A 21,804-nucleotide genomic window follows, 5' to 3' on the forward strand; every position below is an offset into this window, starting at 1 on the left:
TTGACCCCTCCCCCTATTTCTAAAGACTCAAATCTGCTTCTATAGATGATCTGTTGTTCTCATTTTAATGAAACAGCTATCCTTTGTAAAACGTTTTCAACATGACAAAACAAAAAGCCAGCCCATCGGCTGGCTTCTTTCATGAATGAACTTCCTTCGGTTCGCAAGAAGGACACGTTCCGTAAATCTCAAATTTATGTCCGCTAATGTGATAATCCTCTAGATCAGCATCAAGCTTGTCCATAGGGCAAGCGTCGATTTCCTTTGTTTTACCGCATGTCAAACAAATAAAGTGGTGATGATGATGGGAAAACGAACATTTAAAACGGAACAGTTTCTCCCCTGATAATTCCGTTGTCTCTAATATCCCAAGATCTTCATATAAAGACAGGTTTCGATAAATCGTATCAAAGCTAAGCCCTGGGTAGTCTTCACTTAATGCTGTTAATACATTTTTAGCGGTCAAGTATTTATCAGAATCAGAAAACAATTGAAGCATATCTTCACGTTTGCTTGTATATTTATAGCCTTTTTCCTTTAATAAATCAAGCGCTTCTTGTACGTTCATGATGATTCCCCCTTCTGAATTTCCCAATACTAATACACCCGATTAAAATCAAAATAGACAGCATCACAATGGTTCCACCCGGCGCTAAATCAAGATAATAACTTAAAATCAAGCCGACCATGACAGACAATTCCCCAAATAAGATGGAAAGGAAAATCGCCTGTTTAAACCCTTTGGCAATCCGAATACTTGCCGCAACTGGCAGTGTCATGAGTGCGGACACTAGGAGTGTACCAACAATACGCATCGATGCTGCGATGACAAGTGCAACGACTAAAATAAAAATAAAATGAATCCACTTAGCTGAAATACCAGAAGCCTTCGCATGTTCTTCATCAAAAGAAAGCAAAAACAATTCTTTATACAAGAGCACAACCACTAATACAACGACTAGTGAGATCCCAACAATGATCCAAAGATCGAGCCTTGAAACCGCACTGACACTTCCGAACAAATAGCTGAACAAATCTGTATTAAAACCATTTGCAAGTGAAATGAAAATAACAGAGATCCCAATACCACCTGATAAAATAATGGGAATCGCCAGCTCCTGATAATGTTTATACACAGAGCGCAGACGTTCAATAAACAACGAGCCAGCCACAGAAAAAGCCATTCCTAAGTAAAGCGGGCTAACCCCTGTCAAAAGTCCAAATTTTTTATCAAGGAATAAACTTGCCGCTATCCCAGCAAGTGACACGTGACTAAGCGCATCTGCGATGAGAGAGAGCCTTCTCACGACAATAAATACACCAAGCAAGGGCGCAATAAAGCCGATCAGCATCCCTGCGATAAACGCATTTTGTAAAAATTCATAATGAAAAAATGGAAATAGCATTATTCATGTCCCCCATGATGGTGATGATCGTGATGAATCACTTGAATGTCATGCCCGTAAAACTGAGAAAGCGCCTGATCATCCATCGAATCAAACGTTTCCGCATCTCCATGAAAATGAAGTGTCTGATTTAAACAAGCCACATGCGTGACTTTGTCAGAAACGGTTCCTACGTCATGTGTAACGAGAATTAAAGACATCCCTTTTTCTTTGTTCAATGTTTCTAACAGCTGATAAAAGCCCTCTACTGTTCTTTGGTCTACCCCAACTGTCGGCTCATCTAAAATAAGCAGCTTCGGCTGACTGACGAGTGCACGGGCAATAAATGTACGCTGCTGCTGACCGCCTGAAAGCTCACCAATGTTTTGGTGTTTTAAGTCTTGTATGCCAACTGAGCGTATGGCCTCATCTACTTGAAGCTTATCCTGCTTACTCATGCGTTTGAATAAACCAATCTTCGCCGTTAAACCACTTGCCACGACCTCGTATACAGAAGCAGGAAACCCTGTATTAAAGCTATTCGCCTTTTGAGAAACAAATCCAATTTGATCCCAGTCTTTAAATTTTTGAGCAGGTGTGCCAAACAGCTTCAATTCTCCCTGCTGGGGTTTAATCAAGCCAAGCAGGCATTTTAATAAGGTTGTTTTACCAGATCCATTCGGTCCAACAAGTGCTAGAAAGTTTCCTTCCTCTACCGTTAAATGAATGTGATCGATGACATTTCGCTGTCCATATGAATACGAAATGTCCTTCATTTCAATAATTGGCTTTGCCATAAATCTTTCCACCTTTAATCCAATATAAAAAGAATGATTACGATTTATACAACAAAAAGAAAATGGCAAAAGCCATTTTCTTTGTCCATACATACATTTCATTATATAAAAGAAAGATAAAAAAGTAAAATAAAAGCTAATGAATGGCTGTTTTGAATTTACCGCCTTTTGTTTCATGCGTATCCATAATCGTAATAAAGGCTTGACCATCAATTTCAAACACAATAGATTTCAGCTTCGTAATTTCAAGTCTTGTCACGACGGCGTAAATGACATCTTTTTCTTCATCGGTATAACCGCCTTTTCCTCTAAGCTTGGTCGTTCCCCTGCCGAGACGATGAAGAATCGCATCTGAAATTTCATCATAATAATCCGAAACGATAATGACAGCTTTTGTTTCATCTAGTCCTTGAATGACAGCATCAATTGTTTTCATTGCCAAATAATATGTCATGACAGAATACATAGCTTGCTCCGGTCCGAAGACAAAGCCCGCCCAAATAAAAATGAACACATTGACGATCATGACAAACTCACCGACGGAGAAAGGAATTTTTTTCGTCAGCAGAATTCCTAAAATTTCCGTTCCGTCCATTGAGCCTCCATTCCGTATAACAAGCCCAACGCCAAACCCGAGTAACAGCCCTCCAAATACAGTAGCTAAAATCGGCTGCGTCGTAAATGCTTCTACATGATGGAGTGAAGATTCAATCACGGCCAAGCTGACAATCCCAATCACAGTGGAAATCAAGAAGGTTTTCCCAATATGTTTGTATCCTGATATCATAAATGGAATATTTAAAATGACAACAATCGTCGCAAAATTAATGAATGGGTTATCCGTAAAAAGATAATCCAAAATAAGCGAAATACCGATGATGCCTCCATCAATAATATTGTTTGGCACTAAAAATAATTCAATGCTGACTGCTGCACATGCAGCTCCTACTAGAATCAGAAAAATTCTCAAAATAAAATGAGGCACTGATTCCTTTTTATGCTGTTTACTATTTGCCATACGTTCTCCCTTCTACACATGTTTAGTTTTCAATGAACATTTTATTCACTTTACTATTTTATCATTTCACAGAGTAAAATAAAATTTTTTGCACATTTTCCGTTTTCGCCCATACATTGATACAGAGGGGAGGAATGGAATTGATTTTAATCCAAAAAATTGTGTTGCAGCGTCTGAATCAGATCACAGCAAATGACTTGTTAAGGTATGCGAAACAGTATGGGGTCAGTTTAACATCCAATCAGGCTGCTGAAGTCGCCAAACTCATGAATGGGAAAAACGTCAATATTTTTAACGATGCAGAGCGCAACCGGTTGCTTAAGCAAGTGGAAGCGATTACGTCTAAACAAACTGCACAGACCGTCAACGATCTGTTTAATCAGTTCACAAATTAGGCAAAAAAGGGCCGCATTTAGCGGCACCTCATCACATTGCATGCACTTTTTATTGACCCGTAATCTTATCTAGTAAACCTTCATCAAATTGCTTTTCTTTCAACATCGCAATTTCGAATTTATAAGGTGGTTTCTTGTTCTTTTTATCTTCACCTACATAAGGCGTTTCTAGAATCTTCGGCACATCTTGAAGCTGTGGATGATGAACGATATAGCTCAGGGCATCAAAACCAATTTCTCCAAAACCGATATTTTCATGTCGGTCTTTTCTTGCGCCTTGTACATTTTTACTATCATTAATATGAAGAACTTTGATTCGGTCGATCCCGACAATTCGATCAAATTCTTCTAAAACTCCATCAAAATCACTCACAATGGGATAACCTGCATCGTGCGTGTGACACGTATCAAAGCAAACAGAAAGTGCTTCGTTATGTGTCACACCGTCAATAATTTGGGCAAGCTCTTCAAAGCTTCTTCCGCACTCTGATCCTTTTCCCGCCATTGTTTCCAGCGCAATTTGAACCTCCTGCCCCTTCACAATGACTTCATTGAGACCTTCAATGATTTTTTGAATTCCAGCATCTGCACCTGCTCCGACATGCGCACCTGGATGAAGAACAATTTGTCTTGCACCTAGCGCTTCTGTACGCTCTATCTCAGAGCGAAGGAAGTCCACTCCAAGCTCAAATGTCGCTGGATTCACTGTGTTCCCAATATTGATAATATACGGTGCATGAACGACGATATCTGTCATACCATGCTCTTTCATATGCGTTTGTCCAGCTTCAATATTGAGATCTTCAATTTTTTTACGGCGCGTATTTTGCGGTGCACCTGTATAAATCATAAAAGTATTTGAACCATAAGAGGCAGCTTCCTCACTCGCTGCAAGAAGCATATGTTTTCCGCTCATGGATACATGTGATCCAATCTTCAACAATGTGTCCCCCTACTTTCCGTTACGCTTTGACTTTCTACGTTCTTGTCTTTTGATCTTATCCATCTCACGTGTCATTTTCTTTTTATATCCAGGTTTGACGGCTTTCGGTTTTCTGACAAGGCGTTTTGCTTTTTCTTCAATTTCATTTGGTGCTTTTTTACGTCTTTGACGCTTCAAACGATCATCTGCATCTCGCCATTCGCCATGAACAATTGTTTTGTTTTCAAACACAACACCCATTTTTTCAATTTGAACGAGTGCATCCTCATCAGCGAGATCATAAATGGTCATTGCAATGCCAGATGAACCAGCGCGAGCCGTTCTTCCCACACGGTGAACATAAAAATCAAGATCGGATGGGAGCTCATAGTTAATCACGTGGCTGACGCCCTTAATATCAATCCCGCGGGCAGCAAGATCAGATGCCACAATATAGGTGAACTCCAAATCTTCAATTTGTTTCATCACTTTTTTACGTTCACGAGGCGTTAAACCGCCATGAAGCACCCCAATTTTCATTCCTTTTTCCTGTAGGAATGAGGCAATTTCATCAACAGTTGATTTTGTATTGGCAAAGATGATCCCTAAATAAGGCTGTACATTCGTCACCATTTCATGAAGTAATTTTAATTTATCACGTTGTTTAGATGGAACTAAAATATGCTGAATGTTTTCAGCCGTAATGCGTTTCGGTTCAACATGTGCATATTTCGGATTATCCATATATTTTTTGAGGAAAGGTTTTAATTTTTCTGGAATAGTTGCTGAGAACACGAGCATTTGCAACTGTTCTGGCATTTGTGAACCAATACGATCCACATCTTCTAAAAAGCCCATATCTAGCATAAGGTCTGCTTCATCAATGACAAGAGATGTTGCTTTGTACACATTCAGCGCTTGCTCATGAATAAGATCAGCAATACGTCCAGGAGTGCCGACCACTAAGTGCGGCTGATTCTTTAGCTTTTGAATGGATTTCTGCTTGTCCGTTCCGCCAATGTAAAGCTTTGCCTTGATTTCTTCTTCTGGAGACGTATTTTTTAAGATCGTTTGTGCTTCTTTAAAAATTTGATTCGCTAATTCTCGTGTTGGTGCAGTAATGACCACTTGTACTTGCTCTTTGCTTGGATCAATTGAATGAATAAGCGGCAATAAATACGCATGGGTTTTCCCTGTCCCTGTTTGTGACTGTCCAATCACGCTTTCACCTTTTAAAACAGCAGGGATGATTCTTTTTTGAATATCAGTCGGCTCATAAAAGCCCAGTTCATGAATAGCATCTATAATAAAAGACTTTAATTCATATGTCGTAAATTTCGTTTCTTTCATGTTTTCACTCCTTAAGGCAATGCCTTTTTGCTCATCTCCTCATTATAGCTGATTTTCAGCAAAAAAACCATGTCCGCTTTTCTCACAGGAAACCAAATGATACTTCCCTGCATAACCTATGAAGAGAAAGAGAATGCAGTAAGGGAGGTACAAGTATGTTAGGGCAAAGGCCTATGGGCGATTTTCAGCCGCATCGTCCCTCACGCCGGCACCTTGGAAATGGCGGTCAGCCCGGGATTTTTCAACGGAGACAGCAGGCTCCGATCGAACAGCCTTTTCAAGGGCAAGGCAACCAATTTCAACAAATGATGCCTCGCGGCGGTCTACGCGGGATGGGTGGCATTCCTGGAGGCGAAAGCCGAGCACTAGGCGGCGGCGCCGGAATTAAGGGCATGCTGGCAAAATTTCTTCCTGGAGCTGGAGGAGCAGGGATCTCTGGAGCTGGAGGTGGTGCGGGATTACAAGGAATCCAGAGCTTCGCAAACCCTGCGAACCTTTCAAGCATGTTAGGAAATGTTCAAAAAGTACTCGGAATGGCGCAGCAATTCACGCCTATGATTCAGCAATACGGTCCTTTAGTCAGAAATTTGCCTGCCATGATTAAACTCTATAGCCAGCTTGGCAGTGCGGATGATGATGAAACAAATACGAATGATGCAGACGAAGAACCAAAAGAAATCACTGCAGAAACAGACGTTCCGCACGAACCGGTTGATGATGAAATAGAAGAAGGAAAAGAAGAAGAACCAGAGGACATCCTTGTCAAAAAAGGGACTGTACACACATCATCTGCTCCTGAAGCAAAACCGAAAAAAAGATCGGGCAGTTCCATTCCGAAACTATATGTCTAGTGATCTTTTAAAGGCGAAGTGTTTCCCATGTATAACAATCTTTGATATATGCGCTTACTTTGGCTATAATGAAGGAAGAGAATGATCAAAAGCCGTTTTTCACGGCTTTTTATATTGTTCTTCTCTAGCAGCACTTCCCTACAGGAGGACGAATAAATGAATGTAATTAAAATTTCGCCGCGTGGCTATTGCTATGGCGTTGTAGATGCAATGGTCATTGCTAAAAATGCCGCACTTGATAAAAACTTGCCACGCCCAATTTATATATTAGGTATGATTGTGCACAACAAACATGTCACAGATGCCTTCGAAGAAGATGGAATTTACACACTGGACGGACCAAACCGTCTAGATATTTTAAAACAGGTTGAAAGTGGCACAGTGATTTTCACCGCTCACGGCGTATCTCCTGAAGTCCGTCAAATTGCAGAAGAAAAAGGCCTTGTCGCCATTGATGCGACGTGTCCAGATGTCACGAAAACACATGAACTCATTTCAGAAAAAACAGCTGATGGATATGACATTATTTATATCGGGAAAAAGGGGCACCCTGAGCCAGAAGGAGCCGTCGGTGTTGCACCTGACAAAGTGCACCTTGTCGAAACAGAAGCTGATATTAAAGCGCTCGATTTAACGTCAGATAAACTACTCATCACCAATCAGACGACAATGTCTCAGTGGGATGTTCATGATCTGATGGAGCTCATTAAAGAAAAATACCCTCACGTCGAGTACCATCAAGAAATCTGCCTTGCGACACAGGTACGTCAGGAAGCTGTGTCACAGCAAGCAGGCCAAGCCGATCTGACCATTGTGGTCGGCGATCCAAAAAGCAATAACTCAAATCGTCTGGCGCAAGTGTCAATGGAGATTGCAGGAACGCAGGCTTACCGAATTGGTGATCTCAGTGAGTTAAAGCTTGAATGGCTCCAAGGTGTAAAAACAGTTGCCGTTACTGCAGGTGCTTCCACACCAACACCTATTACAAAAGAAGTCATTCGTTTCTTAGAAAACTATGAACCTGATGATGAATCGACATGGAAAATTGAACGGACGGTTCCTCTTTCTAAGATATTACCTCGCGTGAAAACAAAGAAATAAAAAAACGTCAGAGCTGCTATGCTCTGACGTTTTTATTTACACAAATTGAAACGGATTTGTGTTTGATTCTGATACAAAGAATTGCACATCATATTTTTTATCTGTACATAGCGATTCTAGCTTTGTCTTCACGCCCTCTTTCATGATCTTTTCTGCGTAATGACCTGGGTCCACTACATTCAGTCCGAGCATCATGGCATCGTGAGCGACATGGAAATAAAGGTCGCCAGTCACGTACACATCTGCACCCATTCTTTTCGCTTGATGGATATATTTATTTCCGTCTCCTCCAAGCACAGCTACTTTTTTCACGACCGCTTCCTGATCTCCTACAAAACGCGCTCCATTCACATCTAACTTCGTTTTCACAAATTGAGTGAAGTCTTTAAGTGTCATAGGTTCTTTTAATTCTCCAATACGGCCAAGGCCTTTTTGAATAGGAGGAAGATCTGTCGTGTGTACACTGTAAGCCACTTCTTCATAAGGGTGTGCTTTGATCATTTCACGAATCACTTGTTTTTCAATACTCGCTGGGAAAATGGTTTCAATTCGTACTTCTTTCACAAATTCCAATTTACCCGTCTCACCAATAAATGGCACAGCTTCTTCTGATGGCAGAAAACTGCCTGTCCCTTCATTTGAAAAAGCGCAATGACTGTAGTTGCCAATATGGCCAGCTCCCGCATTTCCTAAAGCCGTCCTGATGGCCTCTTCAAATTCCACTGGGACATACAAAGCTAGCTGCTTAATTGGATCTTCGTATGTTGGAACTAGCACTTTTGTTTCCCCGAGCTCTAAAGCCTCTGCAAGCAAGTCATTGACTCCTCCATCAGCCACATCCAGGTTTGTATGTGCTACATACACCGCAATATCATGTTTGATGCATTTCTCAATGATCCGTCCTGCCGGCTGATCTGTCGCCACATGTTTTAATGGACGGAAAATTGGCGGATGGTGGGCAATAATGAGATCCACCTTCCGCTCAATTGCCTCATCTACCACATTTTCTAATACATCTAAGGTGATCATGACATTGGTCACTTTTTTATTCAGCGTTCCAATCTGGAGCCCAATTTTATCACCTTCCACCGCATATGCCTTTGGTGAGAATTGCTCAAATAATTGGATGATTTCATGCCCGTTCACTGTTTTAGCCAACAGTCAAAACCTCCTTTAGCATTTTTATTTTCGCATTCAGCTCTTTCAGACGTTCTTTGTTCTCTTCCGTCGGCGCTGCTTTTTGAATCTGGCCTTCTATATGCTCCATGTGCTGAAGCTCATTCATCCATTTGCGCCGGAAGACATCATTTTGCTCTTTGGCAAGAAACGGACCAACGAGCATGCCTTTTTCAATCGACATGCCTTCATAGGCTTTATCTTTGTCGCCAGTTTCGGCAATGATGATTTCGTATATTTTGCCATCCTCTTCTAAAATCACTTCATCCATCAATTCATACCCCTCTTGATAGAGCCATAAACGAATATGGTGGGCATGAATATTAGGCTGAAGAATAAGCCTCTCCTGCCCTGTGAGCTTGTGTTTACCTTCATTTAGAATGCTTGCAATAAGTGCTCCGCCCATCCCTGCAATCGTGACAGCATTTACCTCGCCTTTTTCAATCACTTCAAGGCCATTTCCTTTTCTGACTGAAATCTGCTCATCTAATTCAAGCCTATGTACTTGCTGCTTCGCAGATTGAAGTGGTCCATCAGTAATTTCACCAGCAATGGCTTTCAATGCTTTATGATGTAATATCGCATAACATGGCAAATAGGCATGATCTGAGCCAATATCAGCAAAGACCGCCTCTTTTGGTAAAAAGTCTGCGACTCTTTTTAATCGTTTTGACAAATTCATTTCATTCATCCATATCACTACTTTTCTTTAATGTTCATACTTGTCTATCTTATATAAATTATGGACTTTTTAAAAGTCGTTTTCAAATGAAAAAAGCTCTTCTGATGAAAAAGAGCTTTTTGCGCTTTATTATTTAATTTTGGATACCCATTCTGACATTTCATCGAGCTTTTCATTCGGAATTAGCCCGCCTGGCATCCCATTTCCGCCTTCTTGAATTTTCTTCTTGATGTCTGCTACTTCAAGCTTGTCGCCAACACCTTTTAATGCAGGACCAGCGCCACCTTCGTAGTTTTCCCCATGACAGCTAATACAGTTCTGCTTATACAATTCTTCCGGCGTTGCATTTGCGGTCTCTTCTTGCTTTTGCTCTTTGCCCCCAGAGGCAATTTTGTCTTCATCTTTCAGCCCCTTCATTGATAAGAAAAAAGTGAGTCCAATACCTAAAATGGCAATCAATAAGAATGGTATAAGTGGATTCCGTTTCATTTCTTTCATCCTCCCCTTTGTGAAAAACCCCTTTGAGACTATGCAAACAATTCTAATTCTACTTTAATTTTACAAAAAGTAAACGAATTATGATACAAAACTTTGGTCAAGTTCACAGATTAGACAAAAATGATTCAAAATGAGAAAAGAAGCCTTCAGCACATTTAGATGTATTTTTTATACATCTTTTCTCTAAGAACGTTGCAAATTCATTTGTTATTCAGTAAAATATAATCAGATCAAAAAAGCGTTTTCATTTTGATGAAGAAAGAACGGATCTCTCTCAAGATCCGTCCGGTTTCTATTCTAAGAAGTCTTTTAATCGTTTACTTCTGCTTGGGTGTCTTAATTTACGAAGAGCTTTCGCTTCAATTTGGCGAATACGCTCTCTTGTTACGCCAAAAACCTTTCCTACCTCTTCTAATGTGCGTGTTCTTCCGTCATCTAGTCCGAAACGCAGTCTCAGCACATTTTCTTCACGGTCCGTTAGCGTATCTAATACATCTTCAAGCTGCTCTTTTAAGAGCTCATAGGCAGCATGGTCTGATGGAGAAGTCGCCTCTTGGTCTTCGATAAAATCACCAAGATGCGAGTCATCTTCCTCACCAATAGGTGTTTCTAAAGATACTGGCTCTTGCGCAATTTTAAGAATTTCTCTTACTTTCTCTGGTGTTAAATCCATGTCTTCCGCAATTTCTTCTGGCGTTGGTTCTCTACCTAGATCTTGTAGAAGCTGTCTTTGGACACGGATTAATTTATTAATGGTTTCCACCATATGAACCGGGATCCGGATTGTTCTCGCCTGATCGGCAATCGCACGTGTGATCGCCTGTCTAATCCACCAAGTCGCATATGTTGAGAATTTGTATCCTTTGCGGTAATCAAACTTCTCAACCGCCTTCATGAGCCCCATGTTTCCTTCTTGAATTAAGTCAAGGAACAGCATACCACGACCAACATAACGTTTCGCAATGCTGACAACAAGACGAAGGTTCGCTTCCGCTAATCTTCTTTTTGATTCCTCATCGCCTTCTTCAATCTTTTGAGCATACGTAATCTCTTCTTTCGCAGATAGCAAATTGACGCGCCCGATCTCTTTTAAGTACATACGAACAGGATCATTAATTTTGACACCTGGTGGTACGCTTAAATCATTTAGGTCAAATTCCTCTTCTGCCTTAGCCAGCTGCTGAACATTTGGGTCTTCAGTCTCTTCGTTTTCACTGATGAGTTCTACACCCTGTTCGCCTAAGTATTCATAGTATTCATCCATCTGGTCTGATTCAATTTCAAAGCTAGACATACGCTCTGCAATTTCTTCGTATGTTAAAACGCCCCGTTTTTTACCCGTTTCAGTGAGCTTATCTCTCACCTGTTCAAAGGTTAATTCAGTTTCAGTTTCGTGGGCTTGTTTATCAGCCATTATGGATCCCTCCTTCCAAAGCTTGCAACGAATTCTAAAGTAACTTGCGATTTGCTTCTGCTCTGCCTTTCTCTCTCTATCAAACAGAATGAGCAAATAGGAATAAAATAAATAATGATGAAGGCAAGATGCTTGCGGTCTTATGCTCCTCCCATTAAAGGATTCATTGCCAGCCGTAAGTCTTGTCATAAATAGTAGACGTATTACTTCAGCGAACGGTTCAACTGAATAATTTCTTTTGCAAGTGTTGCCGCTTTGAAGAAATCTTTTTGCCTCTCCGCCTCTGCACGTTCTAGTTCTTTTTCCTTTATCATTGACAAATTCCGATGATTCAACACTTTTTTTACATAATCACTTAATTCAGCTTCACTTAGTTCGTCTCCAACTTGAATCATGAAAATATCCGTCAGGAGCTGATTGATCACATCATCTTCTATACGGTTCATCAGATGCTGCGGGGTCGGCTCCTTGCCTTCTTCATACAATGCATAAATGTATGTTGCCAGCGCTCTGTGCGAATCTATATTAAATTCAAACCCTATCCTATCAAGCACTTTTCGGATCACGTCATCATTTTTCAACATATGTGCAAGGAGCATTCGCTCTGCGTTTTCATATGCCGGCCTTAGACGTTTTCGTCTTACCTGTGTTGACAGATGTGCACGCCGCTTTTCAAGCCCATTTTCTTCTTGCGAGCTCTTGGCCTCTTGTCGCTGCTGCTTTTCAAAAAGCTCCAATTGCTCCTTTAATGAGTCAAGTGAAATGGAGAACTCCCCGGCCAGCTGCTTCATGTAAATCTCTTGTTCCAAGGAACCGTTTAATCGGCTGATTTCTCGGAGAACCTGCTTCATGTAAGTCAGGCGGTCTCCTTCGTCAGACAAATTCTTTCCTCTTCGGAAAAAATTCATCTTAAATGTCATTAATGTCACACTTGCATCTATGATGTCATTCCTAAATTTCTCGCCGCCATATTTACGAATGTAATCATCTGGATCAAGTCCATCTGGTATCATGGCAACGCGAACTTTACATCCTCTTTTTCCAAGCAAATCTGATGCTTTCATGGTCGCTTCATACCCGGCCGTGTCAGAGTCATAACATAAAATGATCTCTTCAACGTTCCGCCTAAGAAGCTTTACGTGCTCTTCTGTTAAAGACGTACCCATTGTTGCAACACTTTCGCCAACACCACTTGTGACAGCCGAGATGACGTCAGCAAATCCTTCGAAAAGGACTGCACGTTCGCGTTTTCTAATATGCATACGCGCGTCATGAAAGTGATAAAGCAGCTTACTTTTATGAAAAAGTGGCGTTTCAGGACTATTCATATACTTTGGCTGCTGATCACCAAGTGATCTTCCAGAAAAAGCGACGACCGTCCCGTGATGATCATGAATTGGAAACATGACACGATCTCTAAAGCGGTCAAAAAAACCTGTGCCGTTTTCTCGTTGAATCAAAAGACCAGCCTTCTCCATCATCGCAGGATCAAACCCTCGTTTTTCTAAAAACTTGGTCACGAAATCCCACGAGTCGAGAGCATACCCGATCTCAAACTTGGCAATTGTTTCATCCGTAAAGCCCCTGGACCTTAAATAATCGAGTGCGTTTTGACCTTCCTTTGTATTTACCAGCAAATGGTGGTAAAATTTCTTAAGAAGCTCATGCGCCTCAATCATTTTATGATCTGCTGTATCCTCTTGCTGTGAGGAACTGATCTGCGCATTCGCTACATGATCCGGCAAATCAATATGGTACTTATCAGCAACATGTGAAACGGCTTCAATAAATGAGTAGCCTTCCATTTGTCTGAGGAACGAAAATACATTGCCTCCTGCACCACAGCCAAAACAATGGAAGATTTGCTTATCTGCTGAAACAGAGAATGAAGGAGTATTTTCACCATGGAATGGACAAAGACCGAAGTAATTCCGCCCTTGTTTTCTAAGCTGTACGTATTCTCCAATCACTTCGACAATGTCTGCGTTTTTTTGGATTTGCTCCAAAAGTTCATCTGGTATACGTTTGCTCATCCTAATAACACTCCGTCGTACATTATTCGCCTTTTAATTCAAAAATCCTTCATGATTCGACAGGATTTTTTGTAGTTGGGCAATAAATCGCTTTTTATCCTCTTCTAAAAGCTTTTTGGGACCTTTTCCGTATACACCTTTTCTTCGCTGTTTACTGGAAACATGCCTGCGTTCCAAATCAAAATCAATTGTTTCGTTTGTGTACATTCGTCCTCTTTCAGACAGAACAATGACTTGTCTTGGAAGCAGTAAGGAGGCCAGACCAATATCCTGGGTGACAACAATATCGTGCTTGACAGCTAAGTTCGCAATGACTAAATCTGCTGCTTCCTTATGTGTATCAACAAACCGCCAATCTTCAAGTGGTGATCGTTTGGTTTGAAAATGCTCATATGAAGCAATGAAAGTCACAGGTACTTGAAATTGAGATGCGACAGAAAGGATTTCGTCTTTTACAGGACAAGCATCTGCATCGACATAAATCGTCCTTTCTTTTTTACGTTCATTCAGGTGACTAATTCTCCATCCCTCCACCTTATTCCTGCTTTAGAGAAGCAAAAAGACCATACTTTTCCCCCATAAAGCAATCAACAGTAAAACTCATTTTGTCGAAAAGTTATGTTCAGAATCACTTGACTTCTGCCAATATTAGTTTATTCGTTCTTGACTTAACTTAAACCTAAAATCAATCATTTTATCACAATTTTTTATTATAATACAAATGCAGCAAATATGCTATTGTTTTTGTTTACCCGTTTCCCACCATAGGAAAAACCCAGGAGGAGCATCCTGAGTTTATTCGGAACCTCTTTTGGTCAGCATTTGATGAATGACATTTGCTGTCTCCTCAACTGCTTTATTCGATACATCAACAACTTGACAGTTAATGCGGTCAACCACTTTTTCAAAATATTCTAGTTCCTCTTTAATCCGCTCGATATTCGCATAAATGGCACGGTCATTTAAACCGAGTGATTTTAAACGTTCTTTACGGATATGATTCAGTTTGTCTGGACTAATTTTCAGGCCGATGCATTTCTTGGGATCAACTGAGAATAACTCCTCTGGCGGATCAACTTCAGGAACAATCGGAACGTTTGCTACCTTCAAGCGTTTATGTGCTAAGTATTGAGAAAGTGGTGTCTTAGACGTACGTGATACACCAATCAGCACAATATCAGCCTTTAGAATACCTCTTGGGTCCCGCCCATCATCATATTTCACAGCGAACTCAATGGCTTCTACCTTTTTAAAATAGTCCTCATCTAATTGACGTACACGACCTGGCTCATGTTTCGCTTCATTTCCATATGCCGTCTCCATTTTATCAATAAGTGGACCGATAATGTCATAGTATATGACGCCATTCGCTTCTGCTTCTTCTATTAGGAATTGGCGCATTTCTGGAACAACAAGAGTAAAGCAAACGATTCCATTATCTGCTTTCGCCAATGAAATCACTTCTTTAATCGTACCGACATCCTCTACATATGGGATTCTTCTAATATTCGAATGGTCGGATGAGCCGCCATCAAATTGGCTAAGTGCCGCTTTGACCACGAGCTCTGCCGTTTCTCCTACTGAATCTGATACAACAAAAATTACGCGATTACTCATAACATCCCCTCGCAGTCTTCTGTAATTAGATAATTTCGTTCTCTGATAAGCTAACAAGTATTTTCGTCATGTTTGTTTTCGTAATTCTGCCGACCACTTCAAAGCCTTTATCCGTATCTTTTATAACAGGAAGTGCATCTATTTGCTTTTCAATCAAGTGCTTGGCCACATCCATAATAAAATCTTCTTTGCGGCAAACGGTAATGTTCGGCATTCTTGTCATAATAATATGGACAGGTATAGATGGAAGCTCTTGTTTCCCAATACTTGCTCGAAGGAGGTCTTTTCTTGATAACACGCCTGTTAAAATAGAGTGATCGTCCACAACGAATAATGTGCCCACATCCTCTAAAAACATCGTACAAATCGCATCATAAACCGAAACATTCTCGTGTATCACGACCGGAATGGACTGAAAATCTTTCACTTGAAGTTTTTTCAGCTTATCTGCCAGAAGCTGCGTGCCTGTTTTGCCTGTAAAAAAGTAGCCGACCCTTGGTCTTGCTTCTAAAAAGCCAGACATCGTTAAAATGGCTAAATCCGGTCTGAGGGTAGCCCTTGTTAAGTTCAGCCGATCGGCGATATGCTCTCCAGTGATCGGACCATTCTCTTTGACAATCTGTAAAATCTGCTCTTGCCGTTTATTTAACTCGATTGTACTCACCACCTTTAAATAGAGAGAGCGAATCCTTACTTTATGTATATCAATTTCATAACTCATCATATTATAGCGCATCTTCGTCCGAATGAAACAAAAATCCACTCAAAAACCGTGAATTAAATGAGTAAAAAACGATTGCCCTTCGAAAAAGGCAACCGTTCTTAGGTATTTATTTTACAATTAAATTGTTCATATTCGCAAATGATTGAATGACTTTTGCAAGTTTGACCATTTGTGCCAAACGATTTTGTTTCAGTTTTTCATCATCGGCATGAACCATGGTATGGTCGAAATAATGAACAATTGGTGCTTTTAATGTATCTAGCGCTTCAAGTGCTGATTGGTACTGACCTTTTGCCATATACTCGTTGACGGCTTTTTCCGCTTGCTGATACGCTTCAAATAGCTTTTGTTCGTGTTCATTTTCAAACAGTTCAGGCTGAATCTGTGCGTCTTCCCCTTTTTTACTGATTGAAATGACGCGGCCTAGTGCCTCAGCCGTTTCTTTGAAACTCTCCTGTTTCACGCTCTCTTCAAGAACAGCCGCTTTTTTCACAACCGCATATGGTTCAATATTTTCAACATCAAGGACTGCTTCCACCACGTCATGACGGATATGTTCTGCTTGGAGAACATATTTCAAACGGTGTGTTAAAAATTCAATGAGAGCCGCTTCATGTTTTGTCTCTACTTGAGCTAGTGCTAAAAGCTCTTTAAATGAAAGATTCCATTGGCGGTCTAGCAGGATTTGAACGATACCGCTCGCTTGTCTTCTTAATCCATAAGGATCTTGAGAGCCTGTTGGAATGACATCAATTGAGAAGAATGAACAAATAGAATCTAGCTTATCCGCCACTGCAACAATCGCCCCAATAAGTGTTGACGGCGCATCGTCACCGGCAAAGCGCGGCATGTAGTGCTCGTTGATACTCTTTGCCACTTCTTCATGCTCGCCAAGTGCTCTAGCATATTTTTCACCCATGATTCCTTGCAGTTCTGGGAATTCATAGACCATCTGAGTCACAAGGTCAAATTTAGAAATACTGGCTGCTCTTGCAGCGCGTTTAGACGTTTCTTCATCTGCACCCACATGACTAGCAAGGCGGATGGCAATGTCTGTTACTCTTTTCAGCTTGTCGCCAATCGTGCCAAGTTTCTCATGGAATACGACTTTATCAAGCTTTTGAATGTTGTCTTCAATGACGAGTTTTTCGTCTTCTTTATAGAAAAATGCCGCATCTGATAAACGTGCGCGAAGGACCTTTTCGTTCCCTCTTGCCACATTTTCAAGTGCCTCACTGTTTCCATTTCTGACCGTAATAAAGTGCGGCAGTAATTCCCCTTGTTCATTTTTCACAGGGAAATAACGCTGATGCTCTTTCATTGTCGTGACAAGCACTTCTTCTGGCAGCGCAAGAAATTCTTCTTCAAAAGAACCAAATAGAACGGTTGGATATTCAACAAGATCGTTCACTTCTTCTAGAAGCTCAGGATCAACTGGAATGACCCAGCCTTTTTCGGAAGAAAGGGCATGTAATTGCTCAGTAATTAATTGTTTTCTTTTATCTGAATCTACAATGACAAATTGATCTCTTAATGTTTGCTCATAAGAAGCTGGTGTGTCAATGCTGGCTGTCGTTCCTAGGAAACGATGTCCTCTAGTCTCCCGTCCGCTTTTCACTCCTGCAATTTCGACAGGGATGATCTCTTGACCAAATAAACAAACAATCCATTTAATTGGACGGATATAGCGTAAATCCTCGCTTCCCCATCTCATGTTCTTTGGAAAACTCAATGAAGCGGCAATGTCCCCCAATGCTGGAAGAAGGTCTTTGACTTGCTTACCTTCTTGAAACTTTTGGACATGGACATAATCCACACCTTTGATGTCTTTGAAATACAGATCATCAGTTGAAGCGCCTTGTCCGCGGGCAAAACCTTCGGCAGCTTTTGTCCAATTGCCTTCAGCATCTTGAGCAATCTTTTTAGCCGGTCCTTTTGCTTCTTCTTTGATGTCCTCTTGTTTTTCTGCAACACCTTTAACGAGTACAGCTAGACGTCTTGGTGAATTAAATAAAGCAACGTCTTCGAATGAAATATTTTGCGCTACGAACCAAGCTTTTACTTTGTCACCTAGCTGCTTTGTGCTTTCTGGCATGAAACGAGCCGGCATCTCTTCTAAGCCGATTTCAAGTAATACATCTTGTTTATTCATGAGAAGCCGCCTCCTCTTTTAGCATAGGGAATCCTAGTTTTTCTCGTTCTTCGTAATATGTTTTGGCTACTTTTCTCGCTAACTGACGTACTCTTCCGATATAACCTGTTCGCTCAGTCACAGAAATCGCGCCTTTGGCATCAAGCAGGTTAAAGGTGTGAGAACATTTGAGTACATAATCATATGCCGGGTGAACAAGTCCTTTGTCCATTTGGCTATGTGCTTCTTTTTCATATGTTGTAAATAAATCGAACAGCATATCCGTATTAGATGTTTCAAACGTATACACAGAATGCTCGTATTCAGCCATTAAGAATAAATCTCTTACAGTAAAGCCATCTGTCCATTCAAGGTCAAACACATTTTCTTTGTCCTGAATGTAAGAAGCAAGGCGCTCAATTCCGTATGTGATTTCAACAGAAACTGGCTTACATTCTAAACCGCCAACTTGCTGAAAATACGTAAATTGCGTAATTTCCATTCCATCAAGCCAAACTTCCCAGCCAAGTCCTGCACAGCCAAGAGATGGGTTTTCCCAGTTGTCTTCAACAAAACGGATATCATGTTTCAGCGGGTCAATGCCAAGCGCCTTCAATGATTCTAGATACAGTTCTTGAATATTGTCAGGTGATGGCTTAATGATCACTTGAAATTGATGATGCTGATACAATCTGTTTGGGTTTTCTCCATATCTGCCATCAGCCGGGCGTCTTGAAGGTTCTACATAGGCTACCTTCCATGGCTCTGGTCCAATGCTTCGCAGGAACGTGTATGGACTCATCGTTCCAGCACCTTTTTCTGTGTCATATGCCTGCATTAATACGCAGCCTTCATTTGACCAATGCTTTTGCAGTGTCAAAATCATGTCTTGAATATTCAATGATCGCACCTCCATCTTTTTTACACCATCCGCTATGTATGGCGGTGGGGCCTAGAACCTCTTTGCAAAACACAAAAACTCCCGTCTCTATGCTCGCAAGGTTCCTTGCAAACATAGGGACGAGAGTTTTTCCCGCGGTTCCACCCTATTTGCTGGTGTCGTAGCACCCAGCCGCTTTGTTTTACGTTGCTCAAGAATGCCTTTCGTTACGTGTCCATCCTTAGCTCACACCGTCCTAAGGTCGCTTTTATGGCTGATACGTAAGTACTTCTTTCTGTCAATGCAACATATTTGATCTTAGATGATCTTACAAAAAGTCACGAGAGATGTCAACTTTTGTTTTCACCGTCCATTAGCTTTTTCATGGATTCCATTTGATTCATGAATTTTTTTGATTTTAAATAAAGACCTGAATACTCTTCATAATAATGATCGAGCACTTGACGAATTTCTTGTTTCGTTTGTGGTTTCACGTCAACCTGACCAAGCCTTGATAAATCAAAATAATGAAACAAACGGAGCAGTCTTGCTGCTGCTGGGGATAAGGGCAGTTTATATGGATCTTTAGAAAAGCATTGCCTACAGATGAATCCGTTATCTCTAATTGAGAAATGGAACTGCCCTTCTTTTTGACCGCAGTGTACACATTGGTCCAGTTCAGGCTTCAACCCCATCACTGAGAGCATTTTAACCTCTACGATAAATAAAATAATATCAGCATCTGTGCCTTCATTGAGATGGCGTAAAGATTGAAGAAGAAGTTCAAACAAGTAAGGGTTTGGCTTCTTTTCTTCTGTTCCTTTATCAAGTAATTCTGTCATATATGCGGCATATGCGGTCAGAAATAAATCTTCCCGAATGGTCCGCATGCTTTCCATCATTTCACCTTGCTGGAGCGTTCCAAGTCCTGTTGATGATTGGATCAGAAAGGTTCCGTATAAAAACGGCTGGCTTATGGCTGACAGGCGGCTGTTCGATTTCTTAGCGCCTCTTGCCATCACACCAATTTTCCCATGTTCTCTAGTGAGCAGCGTGACAATTTTGTTTGTTTCGCCATAATCTGTTGTTCTAAGGACGATTCCTTCACTTTTAATGAGCATTTGTCTACACTCCGAGCATTGGAGGGGGTCAAGAATTATAAGATTGGAAAATCAAGTCGTGCTATTTCTTCTTCAAGTACATCGGGTCTTTCCAGGTTCTCCTTTTCTAACTCTTTGAAAAGCAGATACGTGTCAACGCTTCCTGTTTGTGAAAATACGTTCCATGTAAAATTCAACATAAAAACCCCACCTTTCTTTATTAGAAGCAGCAACGCTACATCCAACATATTAATTTTATCTTGACCAGGCTACCTCCATTTCATGATAAACAATTTTTACTAATCGAACCGCACCATTGTCAGATCTACTAACAACTGTATGGGTTTTTAATATTCGTCTTCTCTAAATCCGAAATCACGAAGATGTGTGGATTTATTACGCCAGTCCTTCTGCACTTTTACCCAAAGCTCTAAATACACCTTTGAGCCTAAAAGTGCTTCAATGTCTCTGCGCGCTTTTTGTCCCACTTCTTTTAATAAGCTGCCGCGCTTACCAATCACAATCCCTTTTTGTGAATCACGTTCTACGACGATGGTCGCTGCAACATGAATCTTGCCGTTTTCATCTGGCTTGATCGATTCAATTGCAACCGCAATACTGTGAGGGATCTCTTCTCTCGTTAAATGCAGCACTTTTTCACGAATTAATTCAGAAATAATAAATCGCTCTGGGTGATCTGTTACTTGATCTGCCGGATAAAATTGAGGGCCTTCTGGAAGATAACCTTCAATTTGCTGAAGAAGCGTATCAATGTTGTTGCCTTCAAGTGCTGAAATTGGCACAATTTCCTTAAATGGGTAACGTGTGCGGTATTCATCAATTAAAAGGAACAGTTCATCCGGATGAATTTGGTCAATTTTATTGACGACAAGGAACACCGGTGTCGATGTTTGCTTTAGTCGTTCAATGATGAATTCATCACCTTTGCCATAGCCTTCCTGTGCGTTGATCATAAACAAGATCAGGTCGACTTCCTTGAGTGTATTTTGAGCCACCCTCATCATAAAATCGCCAAGTTTGTGCTTCGGTTTATGAATTCCTGGTGTATCAATAAAAATCGTTTGTGACGTGTTCGTTGTCAGAACACCTTGCACTTTGTTTCGAGTCGTTTGGGGCTTATCACTCATAATCGCTATCTTTTGTCCAATCACACGATTAAGAAAGGTCGATTTCCCTACATTTGGTCTTCCAATAATTGATACAAATCCTGATTTGAAGCTTTCGTTAGTCATTTAAATCCTCCGGTGAAAATGCGCCTGGCAATAGTTCGTTTACTGTCGTTTCGTATATATGTCCTTTTAAGTTCGTTAGAATCACTGGCATATCAGGTGCACATAGCTCTGAAATGACCTGTCTGCATGCGCCGCATGGTGAAACAGGCCGATCTGTATCAGCCACTACTGCAAGCATTTGAAAAGATGTGATGCCCTCTGAGTAAGCTTTAAAAAGTGCTGTTCTTTCCGCACAATTACACATACCATATGCTGCATTTTCAATATTGCAGCCGCCATACACTTTTCCGTCATGCGATAATAATGCTGCACCGACTTTGAATTTAGAATAGGGTACATATGCAAAATCTCTTGCTTTGACTGCTTCTGAAATCAACTCTTGTTTGTTCATTCTAGTTCCCACTTTCAGAAGAAATGGTACCACTGTCACATTTATATTTTACATAATTCACGTGACATTTTCACGCCCATTTCTAA

At 40.8% G+C, this 21,804-nt stretch carries 23 protein-coding genes; 3 read left to right on the plus strand and 20 right to left on the minus strand.

Annotation, left to right across the window (positions count from 1 at the left end; genetic code table 11):
• Positions 1-139: 139 nt before the first annotated feature.
• The 4 genes from MHI41_RS11595 to MHI41_RS11610 form a co-directional block, all read right to left on the minus strand.
• Complete coding sequence (locus MHI41_RS11595; RefSeq protein ID WP_003217433.1) at positions 140-568, minus strand: Fur family transcriptional regulator; 429 nt, start codon at positions 566-568, stop codon at positions 140-142.
• A complete protein-coding gene (locus MHI41_RS11600) occupies positions 546-1,406 on the minus strand; it encodes a metal ABC transporter permease (RefSeq protein ID WP_007501274.1) in 861 nt (286 codons plus the stop codon). The genes MHI41_RS11595 and MHI41_RS11600 overlap by 23 nt, the downstream gene beginning before the upstream one ends.
• Positions 1,406-2,182 (minus strand): ABC transporter ATP-binding protein, encoded by a 777-nt coding sequence (locus MHI41_RS11605; protein ID WP_008342368.1) that lies wholly within the window; start codon positions 2,180-2,182, stop codon positions 1,406-1,408. Before MHI41_RS11605 ends, MHI41_RS11600 begins: the two co-directional genes overlap by 1 nt.
• Positions 2,183-2,318: 136 nt before the next feature.
• Positions 2,319-3,200, minus strand: a complete 882-nt coding sequence (locus tag MHI41_RS11610; RefSeq protein ID WP_007501276.1) for a YitT family protein — start codon at positions 3,198-3,200, stop codon at positions 2,319-2,321.
• Positions 3,201-3,340: 140 nt separating this feature from the next.
• Between MHI41_RS11610 and MHI41_RS11615 the strand changes: the two genes are divergently transcribed.
• Positions 3,341-3,595 carry a DUF2624 domain-containing protein gene (locus tag MHI41_RS11615; protein ID WP_008342377.1) on the plus strand — a complete coding sequence of 85 codons (255 nt, stop codon included), beginning with the start codon at positions 3,341-3,343 and terminating at the stop codon, positions 3,593-3,595.
• Between the two features lie 49 nt (positions 3,596-3,644).
• Here MHI41_RS11615 and MHI41_RS11620 read toward each other — a convergent pair whose 3' ends face one another.
• Together MHI41_RS11620 and MHI41_RS11625 are read right to left on the minus strand one after the other, a co-directional pair.
• Positions 3,645-4,538, minus strand: coding sequence for a deoxyribonuclease IV (locus MHI41_RS11620; protein WP_048001534.1), 894 nt, complete (start codon positions 4,536-4,538; stop codon positions 3,645-3,647).
• Positions 4,539-4,547: 9 nt separating this feature from the next.
• Entirely contained in the window at positions 4,548-5,867 is a 1,320-nt protein-coding gene (locus tag MHI41_RS11625; protein WP_048001533.1) for a DEAD/DEAH box helicase, read from the minus strand.
• A gap of 155 nt (positions 5,868-6,022) precedes the next feature.
• Here MHI41_RS11625 and vrrA point away from each other — a divergent pair, with 155 nt between their 5' ends.
• Positions 6,023-6,718 (plus strand): VrrA/YqfQ family protein, encoded by a 696-nt coding sequence (gene vrrA / locus MHI41_RS11630; RefSeq protein ID WP_050827415.1) that lies wholly within the window; start codon positions 6,023-6,025, stop codon positions 6,716-6,718.
• Positions 6,719-6,874: 156 nt separating this feature from the next.
• Positions 6,875-7,819 carry a 4-hydroxy-3-methylbut-2-enyl diphosphate reductase gene (locus MHI41_RS11635; protein WP_007501283.1) on the plus strand — a complete coding sequence of 315 codons (945 nt, stop codon included), beginning with the start codon at positions 6,875-6,877 and terminating at the stop codon, positions 7,817-7,819.
• A 36-nt stretch (positions 7,820-7,855) separates the two neighbouring features.
• On the opposite strand, the gene MHI41_RS11640 is transcribed toward MHI41_RS11635, so the two are convergent.
• From MHI41_RS11640 to MHI41_RS11705, 14 genes are all read right to left on the minus strand, one after another.
• Positions 7,856-8,977 carry a Nif3-like dinuclear metal center hexameric protein gene (locus MHI41_RS11640; RefSeq protein WP_048001530.1) on the minus strand — a complete coding sequence of 374 codons (1,122 nt, stop codon included), beginning with the start codon at positions 8,975-8,977 and terminating at the stop codon, positions 7,856-7,858.
• Entirely contained in the window at positions 8,970-9,686 is a 717-nt protein-coding gene (locus MHI41_RS11645; protein ID WP_017367620.1) for a tRNA (adenine(22)-N(1))-methyltransferase TrmK, read from the minus strand. The genes MHI41_RS11640 and MHI41_RS11645 overlap by 8 nt, the downstream gene beginning before the upstream one ends.
• 120 nt (positions 9,687-9,806) lie before the next feature.
• Entirely contained in the window at positions 9,807-10,166 is a 360-nt protein-coding gene (gene cccA / locus MHI41_RS11650) for a cytochrome c550 (RefSeq protein WP_008342390.1), read from the minus strand.
• Between the two features lie 301 nt (positions 10,167-10,467).
• Positions 10,468-11,589: an RNA polymerase sigma factor RpoD gene (gene rpoD, locus MHI41_RS11655; protein ID WP_008342392.1), complete on the minus strand. Its 1,122-nt coding sequence runs from the start codon at positions 11,587-11,589 to the stop codon at positions 10,468-10,470.
• A gap of 203 nt (positions 11,590-11,792) precedes the next feature.
• Entirely contained in the window at positions 11,793-13,622 is a 1,830-nt protein-coding gene (dnaG, locus tag MHI41_RS11660; protein WP_008342393.1) for a DNA primase, read from the minus strand.
• 33 nt (positions 13,623-13,655) lie between these two features.
• Positions 13,656-14,156 (minus strand): YaiI/YqxD family protein, encoded by a 501-nt coding sequence (locus MHI41_RS11665; RefSeq protein WP_008342395.1) that lies wholly within the window; start codon positions 14,154-14,156, stop codon positions 13,656-13,658.
• A 261-nt stretch (positions 14,157-14,417) separates the two neighbouring features.
• A complete protein-coding gene (locus MHI41_RS11670; RefSeq protein ID WP_108611178.1) occupies positions 14,418-15,239 on the minus strand; it encodes a pyruvate, water dikinase regulatory protein in 822 nt (273 codons plus the stop codon).
• 25 nt (positions 15,240-15,264) lie between these two features.
• Complete coding sequence (locus tag MHI41_RS11675) at positions 15,265-15,903, minus strand: helix-turn-helix transcriptional regulator (RefSeq protein ID WP_024423017.1); 639 nt, start codon at positions 15,901-15,903, stop codon at positions 15,265-15,267.
• Positions 15,904-16,069: 166 nt separating this feature from the next.
• The gene (glyS, locus tag MHI41_RS11680; RefSeq protein WP_046344006.1) at positions 16,070-18,115 is read right to left on the minus strand and encodes a glycine--tRNA ligase subunit beta; all 2,046 of its coding nucleotides are present in this window, start codon (positions 18,113-18,115) and stop codon (positions 16,070-16,072) included.
• Positions 18,108-18,995, minus strand: a complete 888-nt coding sequence (glyQ, locus tag MHI41_RS11685; RefSeq protein WP_003217487.1) for a glycine--tRNA ligase subunit alpha — start codon at positions 18,993-18,995, stop codon at positions 18,108-18,110. The genes glyS and glyQ overlap by 8 nt, the downstream gene beginning before the upstream one ends.
• Before the next feature lie 329 nt (positions 18,996-19,324).
• Entirely contained in the window at positions 19,325-20,095 is a 771-nt protein-coding gene (gene recO, locus MHI41_RS11690; RefSeq protein ID WP_007501304.1) for a DNA repair protein RecO, read from the minus strand.
• Between the two features lie 35 nt (positions 20,096-20,130).
• A complete protein-coding gene (locus tag MHI41_RS11695; protein ID WP_008342408.1) occupies positions 20,131-20,274 on the minus strand; it encodes a YqzL family protein in 144 nt (47 codons plus the stop codon).
• 147 nt (positions 20,275-20,421) lie between these two features.
• The gene (era, locus tag MHI41_RS11700) at positions 20,422-21,327 is read right to left on the minus strand and encodes a GTPase Era (protein ID WP_007501305.1); all 906 of its coding nucleotides are present in this window, start codon (positions 21,325-21,327) and stop codon (positions 20,422-20,424) included.
• Positions 21,320-21,718 carry a cytidine deaminase gene (locus MHI41_RS11705; RefSeq protein ID WP_008342410.1) on the minus strand — a complete coding sequence of 133 codons (399 nt, stop codon included), beginning with the start codon at positions 21,716-21,718 and terminating at the stop codon, positions 21,320-21,322. The genes era and MHI41_RS11705 overlap by 8 nt, the downstream gene beginning before the upstream one ends.
• Positions 21,719-21,804 lie beyond the last annotated feature (86 nt).

This window comes from Bacillus sp. FSL M7-0307, from assembly GCF_038627835.1.
In the GTDB taxonomy this organism is placed as follows: Bacteria; Bacillota; Bacilli; order Bacillales; family Bacillaceae; genus Bacillus; species Bacillus altitudinis.

Coding starts and splice junctions, on each gene's coding strand:
- MHI41_RS11600 (WP_007501274.1), bottom strand. CDS start 1,406: ATGCTATTTCCATTTTTTCATTATGAATTTTTACAAAATGCGTTTATC.
- recO (WP_007501304.1), bottom strand. CDS start 20,095: ATGCTCATTAAAAGTGAAGGAATCGTCCTTAGAACAACAGATTATGGC.
- MHI41_RS11595 (WP_003217433.1), bottom strand. CDS start 568: ATGAACGTACAAGAAGCGCTTGATTTATTAAAGGAAAAAGGCTATAAA.
- vrrA (WP_050827415.1), top strand. CDS start 6,023: ATGTTAGGGCAAAGGCCTATGGGCGATTTTCAGCCGCATCGTCCCTCA.
- MHI41_RS11705 (WP_008342410.1), bottom strand. CDS start 21,718: ATGAACAAACAAGAGTTGATTTCAGAAGCAGTCAAAGCAAGAGATTTT.
- glyS (WP_046344006.1), bottom strand. CDS start 18,115: ATGAATAAACAAGATGTATTACTTGAAATCGGCTTAGAAGAGATGCCG.
- MHI41_RS11645 (WP_017367620.1), bottom strand. CDS start 9,686: ATGAATGAAATGAATTTGTCAAAACGATTAAAAAGAGTCGCAGACTTT.
- MHI41_RS11610 (WP_007501276.1), bottom strand. CDS start 3,200: ATGGCAAATAGTAAACAGCATAAAAAGGAATCAGTGCCTCATTTTATT.
- MHI41_RS11695 (WP_008342408.1), bottom strand. CDS start 20,274: ATGTTGAATTTTACATGGAACGTATTTTCACAAACAGGAAGCGTTGAC.
- MHI41_RS11625 (WP_048001533.1), bottom strand. CDS start 5,867: ATGAAAGAAACGAAATTTACGACATATGAATTAAAGTCTTTTATTATA.
- MHI41_RS11670 (WP_108611178.1), bottom strand. CDS start 15,239: ATGAGTAATCGCGTAATTTTTGTTGTATCAGATTCAGTAGGAGAAACG.
- dnaG (WP_008342393.1), bottom strand. CDS start 13,622: ATGAGCAAACGTATACCAGATGAACTTTTGGAGCAAATCCAAAAAAAC.
- MHI41_RS11635 (WP_007501283.1), top strand. CDS start 6,875: ATGAATGTAATTAAAATTTCGCCGCGTGGCTATTGCTATGGCGTTGTA.
- cccA (WP_008342390.1), bottom strand. CDS start 10,166: ATGAAACGGAATCCACTTATACCATTCTTATTGATTGCCATTTTAGGT.
- rpoD (WP_008342392.1), bottom strand. CDS start 11,589: ATGGCTGATAAACAAGCCCACGAAACTGAAACTGAATTAACCTTTGAA.
- MHI41_RS11605 (WP_008342368.1), bottom strand. CDS start 2,182: ATGGCAAAGCCAATTATTGAAATGAAGGACATTTCGTATTCATATGGA.
- era (WP_007501305.1), bottom strand. CDS start 21,327: ATGACTAACGAAAGCTTCAAATCAGGATTTGTATCAATTATTGGAAGA.